This window comes from Micromonospora sp. WMMD1102, assembly GCF_029626265.1.
Taxonomy (GTDB): Bacteria; Actinomycetota; Actinomycetes; order Mycobacteriales; family Micromonosporaceae; genus Plantactinospora.
The window spans coordinates 7,506,158-7,527,448 of record NZ_JARUBN010000001.1 but is presented as its reverse complement, the minus strand read 5'-3'; the positions used below and the strand labels follow the sequence as shown (position 1 = coordinate 7,527,448).

Annotated in this window: 16 protein-coding genes; 6 read left to right on the top strand and 10 right to left on the bottom strand. The window is 72.4% G+C overall.

Annotated elements, in window-relative coordinates:
- Positions 1 to 94 precede the first annotated feature (94 nt).
- A complete protein-coding gene (locus tag O7626_RS34175) occupies positions 95 to 1,597 on the top strand; it encodes a glycosyltransferase 87 family protein (RefSeq protein WP_278065111.1) in 1,503 nt (500 codons plus the stop codon).
- 89 nt (positions 1,598 to 1,686) lie between these two features.
- Here the strand turns inward: O7626_RS34175 and O7626_RS34170 are convergent, their stop codons facing one another.
- Together O7626_RS34170 and O7626_RS34165 are read right to left on the bottom strand one after the other, a co-directional pair.
- Complete coding sequence (locus O7626_RS34170) at positions 1,687 to 4,092, bottom strand: hypothetical protein (protein WP_278065110.1); 2,406 nt, start codon at positions 4,090 to 4,092, stop codon at positions 1,687 to 1,689.
- A gap of 13 nt (positions 4,093 to 4,105) precedes the next feature.
- A complete protein-coding gene (locus O7626_RS34165; RefSeq protein WP_278065109.1) occupies positions 4,106 to 4,885 on the bottom strand; it encodes a deoxyribonuclease IV in 780 nt (259 codons plus the stop codon).
- 961 nt (positions 4,886 to 5,846) lie between these two features.
- Here O7626_RS34165 and rpsF point away from each other — a divergent pair.
- From rpsF to rplI, 4 genes are all read left to right on the top strand, one after another.
- Complete coding sequence (rpsF, locus tag O7626_RS34160) at positions 5,847 to 6,137, top strand: 30S ribosomal protein S6 (RefSeq protein WP_101368798.1); 291 nt, start codon at positions 5,847 to 5,849, stop codon at positions 6,135 to 6,137.
- Positions 6,138 to 6,211: 74 nt separating this feature from the next.
- On the top strand, positions 6,212 to 6,772 hold the full coding sequence (locus O7626_RS34155) for a single-stranded DNA-binding protein (protein ID WP_278065108.1): 561 nt from the start codon (positions 6,212 to 6,214) through the stop codon (positions 6,770 to 6,772).
- A 44-nt stretch (positions 6,773 to 6,816) separates the two neighbouring features.
- Complete coding sequence (gene rpsR, locus O7626_RS34150) at positions 6,817 to 7,056, top strand: 30S ribosomal protein S18 (RefSeq protein ID WP_007073789.1); 240 nt, start codon at positions 6,817 to 6,819, stop codon at positions 7,054 to 7,056.
- 14 nt (positions 7,057 to 7,070) lie between these two features.
- A complete protein-coding gene (gene rplI, locus O7626_RS34145) occupies positions 7,071 to 7,520 on the top strand; it encodes a 50S ribosomal protein L9 (protein WP_278065107.1) in 450 nt (149 codons plus the stop codon).
- A 133-nt stretch (positions 7,521 to 7,653) separates the two neighbouring features.
- Here rplI and O7626_RS34140 read toward each other — a convergent pair whose 3' ends face one another.
- The gene (locus O7626_RS34140; RefSeq protein ID WP_278065106.1) at positions 7,654 to 10,065 is read right to left on the bottom strand and encodes a hypothetical protein; all 2,412 of its coding nucleotides are present in this window, start codon (positions 10,063 to 10,065) and stop codon (positions 7,654 to 7,656) included.
- A gap of 857 nt (positions 10,066 to 10,922) precedes the next feature.
- Between O7626_RS34140 and dnaB the strand changes: the two genes are divergently transcribed.
- Positions 10,923 to 13,697, top strand: coding sequence for a replicative DNA helicase (gene dnaB, locus O7626_RS34135; protein ID WP_278065105.1), 2,775 nt, complete (start codon positions 10,923 to 10,925; stop codon positions 13,695 to 13,697).
- 48 nt (positions 13,698 to 13,745) lie between these two features.
- Here the strand turns inward: dnaB and O7626_RS34130 are convergent, their stop codons facing one another.
- From O7626_RS34130 to O7626_RS34100, 7 genes are all read right to left on the bottom strand, one after another.
- Positions 13,746 to 14,459: a maleylpyruvate isomerase N-terminal domain-containing protein gene (locus tag O7626_RS34130; RefSeq protein WP_278065104.1), complete on the bottom strand. Its 714-nt coding sequence runs from the start codon at positions 14,457 to 14,459 to the stop codon at positions 13,746 to 13,748.
- A 177-nt stretch (positions 14,460 to 14,636) separates the two neighbouring features.
- A complete protein-coding gene (locus O7626_RS34125) occupies positions 14,637 to 15,041 on the bottom strand; it encodes a zf-TFIIB domain-containing protein (RefSeq protein ID WP_278065103.1) in 405 nt (134 codons plus the stop codon).
- A 19-nt stretch (positions 15,042 to 15,060) separates the two neighbouring features.
- On the bottom strand, positions 15,061 to 15,696 hold the full coding sequence (locus O7626_RS34120) for a phosphoribosyltransferase family protein (RefSeq protein WP_278065102.1): 636 nt from the start codon (positions 15,694 to 15,696) through the stop codon (positions 15,061 to 15,063).
- A 102-nt stretch (positions 15,697 to 15,798) separates the two neighbouring features.
- A complete protein-coding gene (gene crcB / locus O7626_RS34115; protein WP_347404825.1) occupies positions 15,799 to 16,155 on the bottom strand; it encodes a fluoride efflux transporter CrcB in 357 nt (118 codons plus the stop codon).
- A 121-nt stretch (positions 16,156 to 16,276) separates the two neighbouring features.
- Positions 16,277 to 16,798, bottom strand: coding sequence for a fluoride efflux transporter CrcB (gene crcB, locus O7626_RS34110; protein ID WP_278065101.1), 522 nt, complete (start codon positions 16,796 to 16,798; stop codon positions 16,277 to 16,279).
- Positions 16,795 to 18,303, bottom strand: a complete 1,509-nt coding sequence (locus O7626_RS34105) for a glycosyltransferase 87 family protein (RefSeq protein ID WP_278066443.1) — start codon at positions 18,301 to 18,303, stop codon at positions 16,795 to 16,797. The genes crcB (O7626_RS34110) and O7626_RS34105 overlap by 4 nt, the downstream gene beginning before the upstream one ends.
- A gap of 146 nt (positions 18,304 to 18,449) precedes the next feature.
- Complete coding sequence (locus O7626_RS34100) at positions 18,450 to 20,969, bottom strand: bifunctional diguanylate cyclase/phosphodiesterase (RefSeq protein ID WP_347404824.1); 2,520 nt, start codon at positions 20,967 to 20,969, stop codon at positions 18,450 to 18,452.
- Positions 20,970 to 21,291: the final 322 nt, after the last annotated feature.

Here is a 21,291-nt window from a genome sequence, read left to right as displayed (position 1 = left end):
GTGACCCGGCCGCCGGCCCGTTTCCGACGCCATCCGCCGACACGGGAGGGCCGGGCCGGACAGAAACCGACCCGGTACGGCAGGATGCCTGTTCATGAGCGCGCAGTCGCCGGCAGGCATCGACGGACCTGAGCAGACTGACCACCCGTCCCGGTCGGACGGTTTCGTCCGAGGGCTCTCCGAGGTGATCGGTGGCCCGATGGGCAGCCACGCCAGCGGCGTCGAGCGTCGGGGCACCCAGACCAGTGGCCGGTTCTGGACGGCCGCCCGGATCGTGCTCGCGCTGACCTGCCTGACCCTGGCCCTGCACTGGGTGCAGAAGTCCCCCTGCCAGGACGGCGCCTGGCAGAACAACGTCCAGTACACCCGGTTCTGCTACACCGACGTGCTCGCCCTCTACTACGCGGAGGGGCTCAACGAGGGCAAGGTGCCCTACCGGGACCACCCGGTGGAGTACCCGGTGGTCACCGGCTACTTCATGGGCGCGCTCGGCCTGCCGGTGCACAACATCGGGGTGGACCGGCCCGACATCAACCAGGCGCAGTGGTTCTACAACCTCAACGCCCTGGTCCTGGGCGCGCTCGCGGTGGCCACCGTGGCGATGATCCTGGCCCTGCGCCGCCGCCGGCCGTGGGACGCGGCACTCTTCGCCCTCTCCCCCGCGCTGCTGGTCACCGCCACCGTCAACTGGGACCTGCTGGCCATCGGACTCGCCGCGATCGGCATGTACGCCTGGGCGAAACGACAACCACTGGCCGCCGGCATCCTGCTCGGACTGGCCACCTCGGCGAAACTCTGGCCGCTCTTCCTGCTCTGGCCACTCTTCCTGCTCGGGCTGCGTACCGCCCGGGTCAAGGAGATGCTGGTGACGATCGGGACGGCAGTCGCCACCATCGTGGCGGTCAACCTGCCGATAGCGATCCTCTATCCCGACAACTGGCGGCGCTTCTTCGACCTGAACAGCGAGCGGGCGGTCGACTGGGGCACCCTGTGGTATGTCGGCCGCTACCTGGACAGCAAGTGGAACAGCGGCAGTCCCGGCGACCAGGGGCCGTTCCAGTGGCTCAGCAACAACATCCCCACCCTGAACACCCTCTCGTACGCTCTGATCACCCTCGCCTTCCTGGCCATCGGCGCGCTGGCGCTCTTCGCCAAGCGCCGCCCCCGGCTGGCCGCGCTGGTCTTCCTGATGGTCGCGGCGTTCCTGATCTTCAGCAAGGTCTGGTCCCAGCAGTTCAACCTCTGGCTGCTGCCGCTGCTGGTGCTGGCCCGGCCGCGCTGGGGTGCCTTCCTCGCCTGGCAGCTCGCGGAGGTCGGCTACTTCCTCGCCTTCTACGGCGAGCTGCTCGGCGCCGGTGGCAAGCAGGTCTTCCCCGAGGGGGTGTTCGTGCTCGCCGCGACGCTGCGGCTGACCACCGTCGTGGTGCTCTGCGTACTCGTCGTCCGGGACATCCTGCGGCCGGAGGACGACCCGGTCCGGAGCACCTACCTCGACGACCCGGACGGCGGCGTCTACGACGGCGCGCCGGACGCATCCTGGCTCGACCGGCTGCGCGGTCGACCTGCACCCGCCGAACCGGCACCCGCCACGACCTGACCGGGGCGGTTGCGGGCGCCCCGGGCGGGCCGGCACGACCTGCCCTCGACAGCGGGACCCGGCGCCGGGGCAGCCGCCCGCCGGCCGGATCAGAGCCGGTAGACGACCGTCTCCCCGACGTCCTCGCGGCTGATCCCCAGGCTGTCCACCGGCAGGTCGACGGTGGCCTGCAACGGCGTGCCGGCCACCCGCTCCCGGAGCACGATCACGGTACGCACGCCCATGTTCCGCAGGTAGTCGATGCTCGCCTGGTCCGGGAAGTTCGCCGTCGCCTGGCGCACCTCGGCGAGCCGGCTCGGGGTGAACCCACTGCCGCCGTTGACGACGTCCTGGAAACGGCTCGTCGACCAGAGCATCACGTGCTGGTCGGTCTTCTGGTCCGACGGAAGCACCAGGAGCGGGCCGGTGGCGACCCGCATCGACTGCGGCTGCACCGGCACCACCGGATGCGGCGTCGCGTTCAGCCCCTCGACCAGCACCAGCACGATCGGCAGCAGGGTGACCAGCCGGAGGAACGGGCCGGGCCGGGGCGGCACCCGTTCGACGGCCGAGATCTCCCGGGCCCGCCGCGCGAAGGCACCGACCGAGCCGGCGGCGAGTACGGCGAGCAGCAGGGTGACCCAGATCATCAGCCGGCCGGGCGTACGCAGGCCGTCCCAGCCGGGCAGGTGCTCGAAGAGCGGAAGATAGGTCCAGGTGCCGCCGAAGAACCGGGTGCCCGACGCCAGCACCCCGGCGACGAGTACGGCCGCCAGCAGCAGCAGACGCTGACGTACCGTCCAGATCGAGAAGAAGAGGCCGGCGACGGCGAGCGCGAGCAGGACGTACCCGGGCAGCAGGGTCGTCTCCGGCAGTCCGGGCAACCCGGCCCGGACCGGCTCGTGCAGGTCGCCCCAGATCAGCGACTCCGGCGGGGCGGTCAGGAAGCCACCCGGCGGCGGCGAGTAGTTGTGCACCTCCTCGGCGGTCCGCCGGGCATAGGGGTGCAGTTCGGCGACCTTGAAATATGGGATCGCCAGCAGGGCACCGGTGGCGGCGAAGGCGGCGCCGCCCCAGAAGTCCGCCAGCAGCAGCCGGAACCCGACCGGTTGGCGGGGCCGGCGCAGGATCCGCCGGACCAGCCAGCTCAGCAGCACCACGACCGCGATCAGACCCAGCACGTACGCGAAGACGAGCCCGATGCCGAAGCCGAGGCTGAGCTGCCAGGCGGCGACCAGCCAGCCGGCCAGTGCCCAGCCGGATCGTCGACGCTCCGGCCGGTAACCGTGCCGCAGCGACCAGCCGTGCCCCCGGGCCAGCATGGCCAGGGCGAGCGGGATACCGCCGTTGGAGATCACGTGCAGGTGACCGGCCTGGCCGAGCAGCCACGGCGCGTACGCGAAGCCGATCCCGGCCACTGCCGCACCGATCCGTCCCGCACCGAGCTGCCGCACCAGTGCGTACGCCCCGACGGCGGCGAGCGCGTGGGCCAGTACGAAGAGGATGTTGTAACGCAGGATCGCCGCTTCCGGACCCTGGCCGAGCATGCCCGCCGGGGCGTACCCGAGAAGGGTGTCGGAGAAGGCGAAGGTCCAGGTTTCCGGGAAGAAGGCGTTGCTCTGCCAGAGCTGGGCCGGCTTGGTCAGCAGGATGTGCCCGGACCAGGCGACCTGCCAGGCCTGGAGCGTCGGATCCCAGTAGTCCTGCGGCAGGGTGTGCCGGGGGTAGCGCAGCGTCGGCCAGGTCATCAGCACCGCCAGCGCCAGCGCACCGAGCCCGGCCAGCGTCCACTCGTGTACGAGTCGACGGCCGACGGCCCGGCCGATCCGGCCGAGGCGACCCGGTACCAGCTCGGGAGCGGGCCCGAACGAGGCGAACGGGTCGGTGGGCTTCGCCGGCTCCGCACCGCCGGTGTCCTTGCCCGTCGCGGCGTCCTTGCCCGTCGCGGTGTCCTTGCCCGTCCCGGCGTCCTTGCCGCTTTCGCCCTGCCCGCCGCTCTTCTCCTTCTCGGCGTCCGTGCCGGTCTTGGCCTCCAGGCCGGTCTTGGTGCCGTCGTCGGTCCTGTCGTCCGTGCCGGTCTCGGCGTCCTTGCCAGGCGTTGCGGTCTCGTCGGTCGGCTTGGCGTCCTCGCCGGCCGCCCGCTTCCCGGCGTCCTGCCGTGCCCTGTCCCCGGTGCCGTCGTCCGCCGGCTTTCCGGCCTCGGGGGCCTGCTCGGCGTCCGGGGCCTGCTCCGCGTCGGGAACCCGCGTGGCCTCCGGGGCTGGCGTGGCTTCCAGAGCTCGCGTGGCATCTGGGGCTGGCGTGGCGTCCGGGGTCCGCGTGGCGTCCGGGGCTCGCTCCCCCGCACCGGGGGCTTGCGCGGCGTCGGGGCCGCCGTTGTGGTTGCCCGGCCCGGCCGGCTCGACTGCCGCCGGGCCGGTGGTGGCAGCCCCGCTCATCGTCCCGTCCGGCGCGGCGGGCCCGGCCGGCGAGCCGGACCGGGTGGTCTCGTTGGCGTTCGACTGGTCCGTCGACATCGGGGTCCTCGTCCTACCGGCCCACGCGGTCACGCAGGTAGGCGATGTCCGCGGCCTGGCCCTCGACCCCGCCGGGGGTCTCGACGATGGCGGGTGCGCCCGCGGCCCGGACCACCGCCACCACCAGCTCGGGATCGATGCTGCCGCCGTCCAGGTTCTCGTGGCGGTCCCGGCCGGAGTCGAAGGCATCCTTGGAGCCGTTGGCGTGGATCAGGTCGATCCGGCCGGTGATCGCGAGTACCCGGTCGACGATGTCCAGCAGGTCCTCGCCGCCCGCGTGGGCATGGCAGGTGTCCAGGCAGAAACCGACGTCGTACTCGCCGACCGCGTCCCAGAGCCGGGCCAGGTTGTCGAACCGGCGGGCGCAGGCGTTGTCGCCACCGGCCGTGTTCTCGATCAGCACCGGTACGGCGTGCCCGCCGGACTCGGCGGCCTGGGCGAACGCCTTGCGCCAGTTGTCGAAGCCCTTGGCGATGTCGTCGCCCGCGTTCACGTGCCCGCCGTGCACGATCAGCCCCTTGGCGCCGACCGCGGCGGCGGCGGTGGCGTGCCCGAGCAGCAGCTTCCGGCTGGGGATGCGGATCCGGTTGTTGGTGGTGGCGAGGTTGATGACGTACGGCGCGTGGATGTAGACGTCCACCTCGGAGTCGCGCAGTCGTTCCGCGTCGGGCCTGGGCTGCGGGGTCTTCCAGTCCTTCTGCGGATCGGCGAGGAAGAACTGGACCGCGTCCGCCTTCCGCAGGGCCGCCTCGTCCAACGGATCCGTCGCGTCGACATGGGCTCCGATACGCATGAAGGCGAGCCTACGTCGCGCCGGCCGACCGGGCGGGGACGGGCGCACCTCCGTGGCCGCCAGCTCGGCGCGGTACGGCCCCGGGGCGGTCCGCGTCACCCGCCCGGGGATGGATCGTTTCTCCAGGTGAGATCCGTTCGCCCGGCGCAGGTGAGCTTCGTTCACCTCGGGGTCGGAGGCGGATCGATCCACAGAACACGCCGGAAAGAGGGAAGACGTGGCCCTGTCGCTCCGACGCCGCCGCGCCACCGCTGCGGTCGACGCGCTCGTCGCGGTCGCCACCGCCGCCGGTTCGCGTCGCGGTCGACGGTTCGCAGGCCACTGGCCGGGGTCACACCGGTCCGGGTTTTCCCCGCCGGGTCGCCTCGGGCGGATCGAGGTGGGGTCGGGTGCCGCATGGTCCCGATGTGGCCGACCCCGGAGCGCCGGGCGCCGCTGCGACGCGGCGCCGGGCAGCCACCCTCCGCCGCCCGACCGACCCGGCGGGGGTGCCGCCGTCCTGCCGCGCGCTGTCCGGCCAGGTTCGATCGCTTGCCGGACCGTGCCGTCGGCGCCGGCGGCACCCGTGGGTGTGGTAAGCGTCTCGGCAGGAGTAATTGGGGCGTTTTTCGCTCAACGCACAACACCGACTGTTATCGCGTAAGATGACAATACAATAGGCTCCGCGGGGCGCCTTCCGTCCAACTCATCGGTGTGGTCGTTCCTCCCCAGGTCCCACCCAAAGAATGCGGACGGGATGCGCCCCGCGGCTTTACGTCGAAGAACCTCCTCCGGTCGCCGACCGGAGGAGGTTCTCGCGCCGGTACGCCGGGTCTGGCGACGCCCGGATCCGGTGGACCGGGTATCCTGCTCAGGTTGCCCGTGAGCGTGACGGGATCCCTCCCGAGAGCGCGCGGCAACGACGCATGACCTCCTGTCACGGAAGGACCGTGGCCGCTAGCCCAGAGGAGGTGAGCACGTCTTGCGTCATTACGAGATCATGGTCATCCTCGATCCAAGCCTCGAGGAGCGCACCGTCGCCCCGTCGCTCGACACGTACCTCAACGTGATCCGGACCGCGGGTGGCTCGGTGGAGAAGCTCGACGTGTGGGGTCGGCGACGCCTCGCGTTCGAGATCGACAAGAAGGCCGAGGGGATCTACGCCGTCATCGACCTGCAGGCGACGCCTGCGGCGGTGGCCGAGCTGGACCGGCAGCTCCGACTCAACGAGTCCGTGCTGCGCACCAAGGTCATCCGGCCGGAGACGCGCTGACGCGTTTCCGGCACGCCCGGATCAGCCTCATCCGACCTGTCGTACTGCTCTGGCAGCCTGGCAGGGACTGATGAGTGCGCGAGGAGATGGTCATGGCAGGAGACACCACCATCACGGTCATCGGCAACCTGACCGACGACCCCGAGTTGCGTTTCACCCCCTCCGGCGCCGCGGTCGCCAAGTTCCGGGTCGCCTCGACGCCCCGGTTCATGGACCGGACGACAAACGAGTGGAAGGACGGCGAGCCGCTCTTCCTCTCGTGCACGGTCTGGCGCCAGGCGGCGGAGCACGTCGCCGAGTCGCTACAGCGCGGCGCCCGGGTGATCGTGTCGGGCCGGCTCCGGCAGCGGTCCTACGAGACCCGTGAGGGCGAGAAGCGCACCGTCATCGAGCTGGAGGTCGACGAGATCGGCCCGTCGCTGCGGTACGCCACGGCGAAGGTGCAGAAGATGTCGCGCTCCGGCGGCGGCGGTGGCGGGTTCGGCGCCTCCGGTGGCGGTGGCGGTGGCGGCGGCGGTGGCCAGGGCGGTGGCGGCGGAGGCAACTTCGACGACCCGTGGGCCACGGCGGCTCCGGCCTCCTCGCGCTCGTCCGGTTCGGGCGGCGGAAACTTCGACGACGAGCCCCCGTTCTGACCCGCGTGCCGAGCACACGGGATCGTAAACCAGGAGCAAGAGCAATGGCGAAGGCTGCGGCACTGCGCAAGCCGAAGAAGAAGGTGAACCCGCTCGACAAGGACGGGATCACCTACATCGACTACAAGGACACCGCGCTGCTGCGCAAGTTCATCTCCGACCGCGGCAAGATCCGCGCTCGGCGGGTGACCGGGGTCACCTCCCAGCAGCAGCGGCAGATCGCCCGTGCGGTCAAGAACGCCCGCGAGATGGCGCTCCTGCCGTACACGGCCACGGCCCGCTGAGAGGAGGCGCCGACATGAAGATCATCCTGACTCAGGAGGTGTCGGGCCTCGGCGGTCCCGGCGACATCGTGGAGGTCAAGGACGGCTACGGCCGTAACTACCTGCTGCCGCAGGGCTTCGCGATCGCCTGGACCAAGGGCGCGGAGAAGCAGGTCACGGTTATCCAGCGGGCCCGCGCGGCCCGGGAGATCCGGGACCTCGGGCACGCCAACGAGGTGAAGGCGCAGTTGGAGGGCCTCAAGGTCAACCTGACCGCGCGCGCCGGCAACGGCGGGCGGCTCTTCGGCTCGGTGACCCCCGGCGACGTGGTCGACGCGGTGAAGGCGGCCGGTGGGCCGTCCCTCGACCGGCGTCGGCTGGAGCTGCCCGGCACCATCAAGTCGATCGGTAGCCACCAGGTGCGGGTCAAGCTGCACCCGGAGGTCACCGCACGGTTCGACCTCAAGGTCGTACCGGGCAAGTAGCCGGTCCACGCGACGATGTGTTCCGGGGTGCCGTCCGAGTGACGGCACCCCGGATCCGTCTTTACCGGCTCCCCGTCACACCCGTCCGGCTCTCCGTGCCCCGTCCGGCTCCGCTGCGGGTCGGTCCCGGCGCTCAGCTGACCGGCTGGCCGCTGAGGGCGGTGAAGAAGACGGTGGAAAGCCCACCACCGACGACCGCCGCCGCGAACCCCACGGTCACTGCCCGCCAGGTGCGGTTGAACCAGCGCATCAGGACGGCGACCACCAGACCGGTGGCCAGCGCGGCGAGGAACCGGGGCACCCCGGCCAGCAGCGCGGAGATGGCCTGGCCGCGCTCCGACTCACAGGCACCGGAAGCCCCGGGTACGCAGTCCACCGGCACACTGCCGTCGAGGGTGAGTACCCAGACGAAGATGGCCAGTACGGCGACGGCGTTCCAGGAAGCGGTGTAGAGGACGGCGGGCAACGAGCCACCGGGCTGCGAATCGAGCAGATCGTCTTCGAGTCGTCGGCTCAGCGGGCTTGGCCGGCCGGTCCTGTTCACCGAGGAGAGCAGTCCGTCACCCGGGGTACGGCGTCGGGTCGTCGTCGTGCCCACCGCACCGACGCCCCGGGCGGAGCCGGCCGTAGCCGGGCGACCGCGACCCGCCGGACCGGCCGGCCGGCGGACCGGTGAGACCGGCTGGCTCGGCCGACGCGCCGGCGACACCGGTCGGGCCGGTGGCGGGTACGCGATCGCCGGTGACCGCGGAGCCGAGTCCGGGATGCCCATCCAGCGCGGATCGTCCCCGGCCAGCCGGGTGCCGGACCAGAAGGTGTCGGCACTGTCCGGCTCGCCCCGCGCCACATCCCGGAAACCACCCTCGGCCGGGTCGTCGCGCCCGCTCCGGGCCGGGTCGTCGCGCCCACTCCGCGCGTCCGGAGCCAGCCCGGCGAGTTCGCCGCGTCGCCACTCCGTGGTGTCGGTGAACCTGTCGAACTGACCGGTGTCGGTGCTCCGGTCGCGGCGGCGACCGGAGCCGGAGCGGTCCGGTGGATCGGAGTCGGCGACCGGATCCAGCATGCCCGTGTCGGTGAGCCGATCCCACGGCCCCGCATCGGTACGCCAACCCGGGCTGCTGGCGTCCCAGCGCCGCTCCTCCGCGCCCGGACCGGAATGCCGGGCGCGGCGGCCCTGATCGCCCCGCCCGTCGGGGTCCCCGCCGGTCCGGCCTACCGGTCCGGCGTCCCGGGAACGGCGCACCGGCTCGGCGTCCGGCCCGGATTGCCGGCGCCGGCCACCGGTGCCAGCCGACTTCGGCAGCGGGTCGGCACCGCGCGACCGACGGCCGCCATCGGAACCGGACTCGTTCGGCGAGCGGGTCCAGCGGGCGGCTGACCTGGACTGTCCGGCACCCGAGACCGGCTCGGCCGAGGCGCTGGCGTCCAGCGGCTCCGCGACCTCCGGCGGGTCTTCGGCGCGATGCCGCGAGCGCCGTCCGGGCGGTGCCGTACCGGTCGGGTCGTCGGGATCCCAGCCGGCCGGTTCGGCACGGCGGCGACGACCCGGCACGGGCTGCGCCGAGCCGTACGTCGTGCCTTCCTCGCGTTGGCCGGCTCGGCCCCACCGGCCGGCACCGGGTTCGTCGGCCCGTTCCCGCCAACCGGTCGGGTCGGACTGGTGCCGTCGGTCGCTGCCACCGGTCGGCGACTCGGCGGCTCCGACACCCCAGCCCGAGGTGGGTACGCCCGTCGGGTCGTCCGGATCGGCCCGGCGCCGCCGGCCCCGCCTGGAAGACGCGGAACGGTCGCCGGGTCCGCTGTCGGCGCCGGCACCGGTGGTCGGCGCGGCGTCAGCCCAGCCGCCCGAGGTAGGTGCGTCGGAAGCCCAGCCGCCCGAGGTGGGTGCGGCAGCGCCGTCGGCGGTGGTGGGCGTCGCGCCGACCCATCCGCTGGTGGGTGCCGTGCCGGCCCAGTCATCGGTGGGTGCCGCGCCGACCCATCCGCTGGTGGGTGCGTCGCCGACCCATCCGCTGGTGGGTGCGTCGCCGACCCATCCGCTGGTGGGTGCGGCGGCGGCCCATCCGCTGGTGGGTGCGGCGGCGGCCCATCCGCTGGTGGGTGCGGCGGCGGCCCATCCGCTGGTGGGTGCGTCGCCGACCCATCCGCTGGTGGGTGCGGCGGCGGCCCAGTCGTCGACCTCGTCCGAGTGCCGTCCGCTTCCGGTCCGCCGCCTCCCGTGCCGGCCGGCGGCTCCGAACTCGTCGGGGGCCCCGGCACCGCTCCCGGTGGCCGCACTCCTGCCGCGCCCGGCCACCTCGTCCCGCCAACCGCCGGCCCCGCCGCTCGGTGCGCCCCAGGTGTCACCGGTGCGCTCGGCTCCGGAGCTGACGCCCGCTGTGCCGCCGGGCGTGCGCCAGGTGTCCGCACTCCGCTCGGCGCCGGAACCGACGCCCGCTGTGCCACCCGGAGTACGCCAGGAGTCGTCGGTGTGCTCGGCGCCGGTGTCGTCGCCGGTTCCGGTGCTCGGACCGCGCCAGTATTCGCCGCTGCTGTCCCAGGTCACGTCCGGGGCGATCCGGCGACGCCCGGCTCGGCCGCTCTCCGTCGCCGGCCCGGTCGCCGCGTCGGCACGATGGTGCCGGCCTCCCGGGAGCCCGCCCGACTCAGGGTCGGCGGACCAGGCAGGGCGGTCGGTGCTGTCGGTGCGGTCGGGGTACGGCCCGGGGGCGGTGGACCGGAGTGGCTCGGTGGACTCCCGGGCCCAGGACGGCGTGTAGCTGTCGACCGGGTCCGGTGCGCCCCGGTGCCGTGCCCGCCGTCGGCTCGGAGTGCGGTAGGTGACGTCCGACCGCGAATAGGGATCATCCGACCAGGGCGGCGCCGGGTCGCCCCGGCCGGCGCTCTCCTGCCACTCATGTCGGGCGAGCTCACCCCGCCCTCGATCCCGATCCCGATGGTCCACAGCCGAGGCGTGACCTTTCTGGTTAGTCGATCGCGAGGAGTCTGGTAGGTCGTTCGCGAGTAGCCGTACGCAAGATTCCCGTCGCCCGATGATACGCCGTCCCGGTGGCCCGGATTTGACCAGTTTCTTTCCTCCACAAGGTGGGGATCGAGTCGGCGCAGGTCAGGCGTGCTCCAGGCTATCTTCCCCAATCGGTATCCACAGTCTGTGCACAGGGCTGCACACACCTCGCCGGGAACCGTCCACAGGTTGTCCCGAACTCCGTCCACCGCCCTGCTTGAGGCGCTGACCTCTGCGTCCGTATCGTTGCGGCCTGACCCTGCCATCCGTGTCGACATCCCCCGGTCGAGCCGGCTGGCCAGGGCAGTGTGGTCCGTCGGCGATCCGGAGCCGTGGGTCAGCCGAGAAATGTCGTACGTCGGCGGTTCGCTAGGGGCCAGCCGGTATGGCGGAGGGGGATGCCCGTGTCGGTCGCCGACGACATCCGTGGGGAGTCGCGCCCGCCGCATGCGCAGCCGCGACCGCCGTCCCCACCGTCGACCGAGGCCCCGCCGGCCCGCGACGGACAGTTCGACAAGACCCCGCCGCAGGACATCGCGGCCGAGCAGTGCGTGCTCGGCGGGATGCTGCTCTCCAAGGACGCGATCGCGGACGTCGTCGAGATCCTCCGCACCAACGACTTCTACCGGCCGGTGCACTCGACGGTCTTCGACGCGATCCTGGATCTCTACGGCCGGGGTGAGCCGGCCGACGCGATCACCGTCGCCGCGGCGCTCGCCGACTCCGGCGACCTGGCCCGGATCGGCGGTGCGCCCTACCTGCACACGTTGATCGCGAGCGTGCCGACCGCGGCCAACGCCTCCTACTATGCCCGGATCGTCGGCGAGCGCGCGGTGCTGCGCCGCCTGGTCGAGGCGGGCACCCGGATCGTGCAGCTCGGCTACGGCTCGTCCGGCGGCGGCGGCCGGGACGTCGACGACGTGGTGGACCTGGCCCAGCAGGCGATCTACGACGTCACCGAGAAGCGGGTCAGCGAGGACTTCGCCGTGCTCGCCGACATGCTCCAGCCGACGCTGGACGAAATCGAGGCGGTCGGGGCTCAGGGCGGGGTGATGACCGGGGTGCCGACCGGCTTCACCGACCTGGACCGGCTGCTCAACGGCCTGCACCCGGGTCAGTTGATCATCGTGGCCGGCCGACCCGGTCTCGGCAAGGCCCTGGCGCTGGACACACCGTTGCCGACGCCCGACGGCTGGACCACGATGGCCGAGGTCCGGGCCGGTGACCGCCTGCTCGGCGCGGACGGTCGACCGACCCGGGTGACCCACGCGTTCGAGGTCATGCACGACCGGCCGTGTTACGAGGTCGAGTTCTCCGACGGGTCGATCCTCGTCGCCGATGCCGAGCACCTGTGGCGGACCACCACCGGAACGGGCCGCAGGCAGGCCGGTGGAGCGCTCCGACAGATCCATCGATCCGGCGAGCCGAGACGCCAGCCGTCGGGAGCCGCCGAGCCGGCGTTCACCACCATTCCGGATTGCCTGGTCAGCTCCGCCCAGTCGCAGTCGCAGTCGCAGGTGCAGTCGCAGTCGCAGTCGCAGGTGCAGGTGCGGTCGAGGTCGCGGGCGCAGGCGCGGTCGCGGGTCGGCGTCGACGACGGCCGCCGGTCGATGGCTGGGCTGCTCGCCGTCGCCGAGCCTCCGACCAGCCGCGCCGTCGCCGGGACGCCGCAGGTCGACGTCGTCACCACCGAGCAGATCAGGGCGACCCTGCGGACCACCGACCGGGACCGGCGACCCAACCACGCCGTCGAGAACTGTGCGCCGCTGGAGCTGCCCGAACGCGACCTGGCCGTTCCGCCGTACACGCTCGGGGTCTGGATCGGGGCCGGTCACCGCGTCGCCGGCCGCTTCGGCGCCGTCGACCACGAGGTCGTCGCCGGGGTCGAGCGGGACGGATTCCGGGTACGGCCGTCGGGCGCCGACGATGTCCACACCGTCCTCTCGGGCTCGCCGCGGTCGCCGCTGTCACCGTTGCCGGCTCGGGATCTCGTCGGGGACCTCGGCGTGCTGGGCGCGCTCGACAGGCACCTGCCCGGCGCATACCTGCGGGCGTCCGAGGCGCAGCGCCGTGCCCTGCTCGCCGGGCTGATGGACACCGACGGCACGGTCACGCCGAGCGGCGCTCTCCGGTACACGTCGACATCGCACCGGCTGGCCCTCGACGTGCGGGAGCTGGTGGTCAGCCTGGGCTACCAGTGCACGGTCGCGACCAGGCGGGTGAGTGGTGGCGGCGCGGAGACGTCGACCGGTTACATCGTGGACTTCGATACCCCCGACGAGATCTTCCGACTCGGCCGCAAGCGCGCGGCGCACCGCGACCGTCGCGGCGCAACCGGTCCGCGCGGGTCGGACCCGAGTGACCGCAGGCGGGACGCGAGGCACATCGTCGCGGTACGCCCGGTGCCGAGCGTGCCGGTGCGCTGCGTGACCGTGGACAACGCCGACCACCTCTACCTGGCCGGCCGCTCGATGATCCCGACGCACAACTCGACGGCCTCGATGGACTTCGCCCGGAACGCCGCGATCCGGCACAACTGTGCGAGCGCCATCTTCTCGCTGGAAATGAGCAAGGTCGAGATCGTGATGCGGCTGCTCTCGGCCGAGGCCCGGGTGCCGCTGCACGTACTGCGCAGTGGGCAGCTCTCGGACGACGACTGGACCAAACTGGCCCGCCGGATGGGCGAGATCAGCGAGGCGCCGCTCTTCGTCGACGACACCCCCAACATGAACCTGATGGAGATCCGGGCCAAGGCCCGCCGGCTCAAGCAGCGGCACGACCTCAAGATGATCGTGGTCGACTACCTCCAGCTGATGAGTTCGCCGAAGCGCACCGAGAGCCGCCAGCAGGAGGTCGCGGAGCTGTCCCGGGGGTTGAAGCTGCTGGCCAAGGAGGTCGAGTGCCCGGTGATCGCGGTCAGCCAGCTGAACCGTGGCCCGGAGCAGCGCACCGACAAGCGGCCACAGTTGTCCGATTTGCGCGAATCAGGATCAATTGAGCAAGATGCCGACGTTGTCATTCTTCTGCACCGTGACGACTACTACGACAAGGAGTCGCCCCGGGCCGGCGAGGCGGACTTCATCGTCGCCAAGCACCGGAACGGGCCGACGGACACCGTGACGGTGGCCGCGCAACTCCACCTGTCGCGTTTCGTGGACATGGCAATCGTCTGATCGGGGCCATCGTCTGACCGGGGCCATCGTCTGACCAGCGGGAACAGCTCAGCCGAGCAGCGGGAACCAGCCTGCGGCCTCGCCGAGCACCTGCCGGTCGTGTGCGGTCAGCGGAATCCGCCCGGTCCCCTTCAACAGATAGTCGACGTCCGACCAGTCGGCCGGACAGATCGCCTCGGCGCTGAGCAGCCCGTCGAGCGTCGCCACCGCGATGGCGACGCCGTCCCGCTCCGGCTCGGGGGCGCCGGGCAGGTCCACCGCCAGGTCGAGGTGGTGCACGACCGCCTCGGTGACCAGGGTGGCAAGGAAATCGGGTACCGCCAGCACGTGACCCTGGGTGCTGACGTACCCGAGCGGGTCGGTCGCGGCGGCGGCCCGGACCGCCGCCGGTGCGGTGTCGGTCCAGAGCCGGACCACCCCGCGCGGCCGGTCGAAGGCGGCGGCGGACCGGCGCACCCAGGCGGCGTGCCGCCCCTCCTCCGGATCGCCCGGGGAGAGCCAGTAGCTGACGGCGTTCACGTCCGCCGGCCCGACCGCCGGGCTGGCGAGCGTGACCAGGGCGCGCTGCGCGTCGAGGACGAGATGCAGCAGCAGGTCGACGACGAGCCAGCCCCGGCACCGGGTCGGCCGGTGCAGGTCGGCGTCGGCCAGGCCGTCGACGGTCGCGGTGATCCGGGCGTACGCGGATTCGAGCGCACGCCACGGCTCCGCCACCCGGCCGACCACGCTGCCCGCACCCTCGGACCCGTCCGTGCCGTCCACCCCGCTCACCTCCGCACATGCCGGATCCCCGCACCCGGCGACGTTCCTCCGCCCGCCCGTCGAGGACGCGCGAGGTACGTTGCCTGGCACGGGGATCCGCGACGACGCCGGTCGCCGGCCGACTCGGTCACCGGTCTTCCCAGCAGGGCACCGGGACCGCGCTGGCGGCGGGGCCGGTCAGTCGAAGAAGTCGTTCAGGAAGCCCTTCCGCTTCTTGTGCCGGTAGTGCCCGTGGTAGCCGTAGTGCGGCTGCCCGTGCTGCCCGTACGCGGGAGCCGGTGCCGGCGGGTAGCCGTGGCCGGGCGGTGGCGGCGGTGGCGGCGCGTGGCTCGGACCCCCGTAGGCGGGCTGGTGCGGTGCCGGGGGAGGCGGAGGCGGCGGATATCCGGCGCCCGGCGCCGACGCGGGGCGTGGCGCCTGGGACTGCTGCTGGCTCCAGTTGGCCTCGGCCTCGAACAGCTTCTCCAACTCGCCACGGTCCAGGAAGATGCCACGGCATTCGGTGCACTGGTCGACCGTGACGCCGCTGCGCTCGTACTGCCGCATGTCGCCACGGCACTTCGGACAGGTCATCTGCATCACTCGACGGTACCCGGTCGGGTCACCGAGGTCCCGTCAGCGCGGCCACCACTTCCGCATCCGGCACCTCGTGGAAGTCGTCGTAATACCGGCTGACGGCGCCGAAGTCGGCCGGCCGCTCCGGGCAGACGACCTCGTCGGCGGCTCGGCTGAGCAGGTCGTACGCCTGCGGTGCCCCGACCGGGACGGCGAGCACCACCCGTCGGGCACCCAACTGCTGGGCGACACCGACGGCGGCCCGCGCGGTGGCACCGGTGGCCAGCCCGTCGTCGACGACCACCGCGGTCCGGCCGTCCAGCCGCAGTGGGGGACGGCCGGACCGGTAGAGCCGTTCGCGCCGTTCCAGTTCGGCGGTCTCGGCCCGGACGACCTCCTCCACCTCCGCCGGGTCCAGCCGGTCGGCGATCTCCTCGTTGAGTACCCGCAGCCCGCCCGGCCCGACCGCCCCGAAGGCCACCTCGGGTGCCTCCGGCAGCCCCAGCTTCCGGACCACGAGTACGTCGAGCGGAGCGCCGAGCCGCTGCGCCACCGCCGCCGCCACCGGTACGCCGCCCCGGACCAGGCCGAGGACGACGACGTCGGGGTCGCCGGCGACCGAGCCGAGCCGGTCGGCGAGTACGGCACCGGCGTCTGCCCGATCCCGATAGGTCGCGTCCATGACTCAGGTTTACGCCCCGTCGGCCGGCCCCGCTTGGCAGACCACGCAGAAAGTCGCGTCCGGGCAGCCGGAAACACCCCGGCCGACCGGCAATCCGACTGGCTATCCGTGGTTGCCGAGCCACCAGCCGAGGGTAGCGGCGGCGAGCCCGGCAGCGAGGGTGGCCAGCACGTTCAGCAGCGCCCGGCGGTGGCCGGCCGGCCCGTCCCGGAGCAACTGCACGGTCTCGTAGCCGAACGTCGAATAGGTGGTCAACGCGCCGCAGAAGCCGGTGCCGACCAGCGCGCCGAGCCAGCCCGGCAGGGCGGTACCCGCGCCGGCCACCAGGCCCAGCACCAGCGAGCCGACCACGTTGACGACGAACGTCGCCCACGGCGCGGGGCGCGACCGGCGTTCCACCAGCCAGTTGACGGTGAGCCGGCCGGTTGCCCCGACCGCGCCGCCGACCAGCACCGCCACCCAGATCAGCGTCGCCGTCCCGCCAAGCGTCGCCGTCCCGCCAAGCGTCGCCGTCCCGCCAAGCGTCGCCGTCGCGCCAAGCGTCGCCGTCCCGCCAAGCGTCGCCGGTTCGCCGGGCCGGTCACGGCCGCACCCGGTCCGCCAGCCACACGCCGAGGCGTACCGCCACCAGCGCCCCGGCGAGCGTGCCGAGCAGGTAGCCGACGGCGACACCGGGTCGGCCGGCAGCGAGCAGTCCCCGGGTTTCCACCGCGTAGGTGGAGAACGTGGTGAAGCCGCCCAGGACCCCGGTGCCGAGGAACGGCCGGACCAGCCGGTGCGGGGCGGCGGCGGTGGTGACGAGCCGCATCAGCAGCCCGATCAGGGCACAGCCGGCGAGGTTGGTCAGCAGGGTCGCCCAGGGTACGCCGGCCGGGGCATGCGGCCAGAGCACCGCCAGCCCGTACCGGCCGGCCGAGCCGAGTGCCCCGCCGAGGGCGACGGCGGCGAAGACGTCCCAGCCGGGCCGACCCGGCAGCGCGGGTGGCTCGTCGGGTTCGTCTGGTTCGCCGGAGCCGGCGCGGCGGGCCGGGTCGACGGGGCCGACCGGGTCGACCGGGTCGACGGGGCGGGCCGGGTCGACAGGGTGGCCGTGGGCGTTCACGAGCTGCTTGCCGGCATTTCCGGGATGGTCGCCGGTGTCGGGTCAGCGTCGTCGCTGGCGGCGGCTGTGCGATCGGGCTCCGGGGTGGCGGCTGTGCGATCGGGCTCCGGGGTGGCGGCTGTGCGATCGGGCTCCGGGGTGGCGGCGAGCCGGAGTGCCGGGACCCAGGCCAGGAAGGCGACCGGATAGAGCAGGTACCCGAACCGGGTCGACGGCATCAGCAGGATCGCGGCGAGCAGCCCGTACCCGCAGAAGAGCGCAGCGGACGCGGCCGTGCGGGGCGGGCGGCGCAGCAGCAGGACGGCGATCAGCAGCCCGGTCGCGAGCAGCAGTCCGGCGGCCACCCCCCGGCCCGCCGGCAGCGACTGCGCGATCAGGTAGCCGGGGAACGGCGAAGCGGCCGGGCTGCTCACCAGGCCGTGTCCGAGCGGGAAGCGCAGCACGTTCTCGACCAGCGCCGCCGAGTCCACGAGCTGGGCCGGGACCAGCGCGACGACGGGCAGCCCGAGTGCCCCGACGGCCAGCCGCAGCCCTGACCGGCGGCCCCGGACGGCGGCGTGCACCAGCAGCACCAACGCGACCGGCCAGGCGAAGAGTTTCAGTGCCGCCGCCAGCCCGACCGCCAGTCCGGCGCCGACGAAGCGGTCCCGGGCGGCATAGCCGAGGGCGAGCAGGCAGAGAGCGAGGACCGGCAGGTCGTCGCCGCCGGTGGCCAGGGTCAGCGCGCAGACCGGCAGTACCGTCGCGAGCTGTACCGCCCGGACCAGTGCCGCGTCCCGGACCAGCGCCGCGTCCCGGATCGCCGACACCGCGCGACGGTCGCTGTCGCTGCTGCTCTCGTGGTAGCTGTCGTGGCCGCCGCCGCCGTTGTCGTTGTCGTTGTCGTGGTTGCCGCACGCCGGTGCCGGGCCCGAGTCGCGGTGGGCGGGCGCCGGGCCCGAGTCGCGGTGGGCGGGCGTCGGACCTGCCGGGCGGCGCAGCAGCAGCACCGCCAGGCCGAGCGCGACCGCGGTGGCCACGGCGAACCAGATCCGGGCGTCCGTCCACCAGGCGGTCCCGGCGAGGGCGCGGGGCAGCCCGAAGAGGGCCATGCCCGGCTGGTACGGGGTGTAGCCGAGAAGTTGCTCGCCCCCGGGCAGCGCCGCGATGGCGTCCCGGGTGAGGTACGGCGTGCCGTGCTCGACCAGCCGGACGCCGGAGTTCTCGACCACCACCACCTCCTCCTGGGCACGGTCGAGCCGTCCGCCGACCCGCTCGACTGCCTGCCAGACGAGCGGCAGCAGCGCGGTGGCAGCCCAGGTGAGGACGGTCGTCCCGCCCCGGGCGGCGGTTCCGGTGAGCCGCGAGCCGGGCCGGTGGCGCCGGACGAGCAGCTGTCCGAGCACCAGGACGGTGGCGGCGAGGTAGCCGAACGCGGCGACGCTGCCCCAGGCACGGTGCGGCAGCAGGGTGGAGGTGGCCGCGGTGAGCGCGGCGAAGCCGGTGGAGAGGAGATAGAGCACCAGGTCGGCGGCGAGGCCACCGGCGGCCCGGTCGGCCCGACGCCAGTATCTCCGGCCTGCCGTTGCCCGGGTCGCCGCGGAACTGTCCCGTTCGTCCGTGCCACTCACGCGGGCAAGTCTGGCAGACTCGCCGATCCGCACGCCGTGGGTTACGCCGGCAGGTGCGGCAGGCGTTCGGCGCGGCGCGGGCCAGGGCGGCGGCCGGGCGAGAGCCGGACCACGGCGCCCTGGTCGTGCAGGGCGGGAGCCAGCGTGCCGGGACGACCGCCGGCCCCCTGGTGCAGGGCGGCGAGCAGCCGGGCGGCCGGCATCGGCCGGGCGAAGAGGTGCCCCTGCCCGGCGACGCAGCCCAGCTCCCAGAGCGCGCGCCGCTGCGGCTCGCTCTCCACGCCCTCGGCCACCACGCTCAGGTTGAGACTGCGGCCCAGGTCGACCGTGGACCGGATCACGGCGGCGGCCTCGGCCGAGGTCTCCATCGCGGTGACGAACCCCCGGTCGATCTTCAATTCGTGTACCGGAATCCGGGACAGCACCGACAGCGACGAGTACCCGGTGCCGAAGTCGTCCAGGGCGAGTTGGATGCCGGCGTCCCGGAGCTGCCCGAGAACCTGGTCGACCACCTCGAGCTGACTGAGCGTCAACGTCTCGGTCAGCTCCAGCACCAGCCGGTCCGGCGGCAGGTCGTGCGCACGCAGCCGGGCCAGTACCGAGCTGGGGAACCGGGCGTCCAGCAGGCTGCGCGGCGAGACGTTCACCGCCACCGGCAGGTCGAATCCGGCCTCCCGCCACGTGTTGACGGCGATCAGCGACTGGTCGAGTACGGCTTCGGCGAACGCTGGCAGCAGCCCGGACCGCTCCACCGTCTCCAGGAACCGCAGCGGGTCGATGGTGCCCCGGGCGGGATGCCGCCACCGGGCCAGCGCCTCGGCCGCGACCACCTCACCGCTGCCGAGGTCGACGATCGGCTGGAAGTTGACGGTGAACTCCTGGTCGGCGACGGCCCGGGGCAGGTCCCCGCCGAGCGAGAGCCGGCCGAGGTCGGCGGTGTCCCGGGCCGGGGCGTAGGTGGCGATCCGCCGTCCGGCCCGCTTCGCCTGGTACATCGCCACGTCGGCGCGGCGCAGCAGTTCGGTCATCCCGCCGCTGCCGGGGGCGACCGCGATGCCGCCGCTGGCCTCGACACTGATCCGCATCCCGTCCAGCTCGATCGGCTCGTGCAGCGCGCTGAGCAGCGCCTCGGCCCGGTGCGCGGCGACCGCCGGCGCGGGCAGGCCGTGGAAGAGCACCGCGAATTCGTCGCCGCCGAGCCGGGCGACCAGGTCCTCGCCGTGTACGGCAGTGCGCAGCCGCTCGGCCACCTGGATGAGTACCCGGTCGCCGGCCGCGTGCCCGAGGGTGTCGTTGACCTCCTTGAAGTGGTTGAGGTCGATCAGCAGCAGCGCGACGACTCCCTCGGAGCGACGCTGTCCGAGCTGTTCGGCGCCCCGGTCGAGCAGGTGCCGCCGGTTGGCCAGGCCGGTCAGCGCGTCGTGCGCGGCGGCGTGCGCGTGCTCCTCGGCCACCCGGTTCAACTCGGCGTACGCGGAGGCGTTGCGGACCGCCGTGCAGAGCGCCGAGGCGAAGGTACGCAGGGTGTACTGCTCCCGCTCCGACAGCTTCACCGGCCCCCGGAACCGCAGCCGCAGCATTCCGATGTGGCTGCCGTCGTACCCCTTCATCTCGATCGGTACGACTGATCCGTTGACCGTGGAGGGCTCCGCGGTGAGCCCGTCGTACGTGACAGCCTCGCTGTTGCCCCGCACGGTACGCCCGGTCGCCCGCAACTCCACCTCGACCTCGTCGGCGGAGAAGAGGTTGGCGGCCTGGGCGACAGCCGTGTGCAGTACGGCGTTGATGTCCACCACGTTGAGCGCGTCCGTGGTGTGCGCCAGGTCCTGCCATGCCTGCCGTTCGGCCCGCGCCCGCACCCGCGTCGAGTACGCCAGGTGCAGGCTGAGCGCCAGCGGCGGCACCGCCACCAGCAGCCAGGTCTGGACCTGGAGGAGGATCAGGGTCAGGACTGTCACGACGAATCGCACGCCGTAGCCGATGAGTCTGAGGTCCCAGTTGGAGGTGAACTGCCGGAGGATCTTCCGACGGGCTGCCAGCGCGAGGACGGGCATCGCGACGATCTCGTCGACGAGTGCGGCGACGGCGTACGCCAGGGCCACTGGGGCGATCATGTGATGCAAAGTGGTGGGCGTCCATACCCAGTCGATGAGTGACAGCGTGGTGCCGGCTGCGGCGGCCACCAGCATGTTCTTACTGACGTTGAATATCGTCTTAACCAAAGATGAACGATGGATCCGGCTTGAGATTACGAGGCTGATTCCGGTGCAGAGCACCACCCAGGACGTTGGCGCGACGGCCACACCGATCACGATCGCGGTGTCGTTCCAGGTAATGGCGTGTGTGGTGGAGCGGATGCGGATCGGTGCCCGCACGTTCGCACTTACCGTGATCATAACGACGAGCGCCAGCGCCATCACGAGGTCGCTGGTGGATCGGGGTGGCTGGGGATTCCGCAACACGGACCACACTGTCGCGACCGCTGCGAAAACAGCGACGAGACCGAGGAGCGGCACTAGCCGCTGATCGGTCTCGTTGTCGAGGCGCTGTCCCTGGCTCACATCGGTTCCTCAACGTCACCGAACCCTGGTGGTCAGTAACGGTAGCAACCTGACGTGCGCTGTGTGACGGGTCCTATCTCCTAGTACCAGTCGTTGGAACGCATCGGCCCTGCTCCCTTCACGTGGGGGTGTCCGTGAGCAACCAAATTGTTCGAATAGTCCCCGTCGCTTGTTGCTCTCGATCGATGGTTGAAGCTTAGGGGCAGAAGCAGACGGTTAGCGACAATAAATGTCGCTATAATCAGTATTAGTCAACTAGCGCCTGATTCGTCACGCTCTGTCCATATCCTGGAAACTCAGAGCGCCAGTTCGGGGCCTTCGT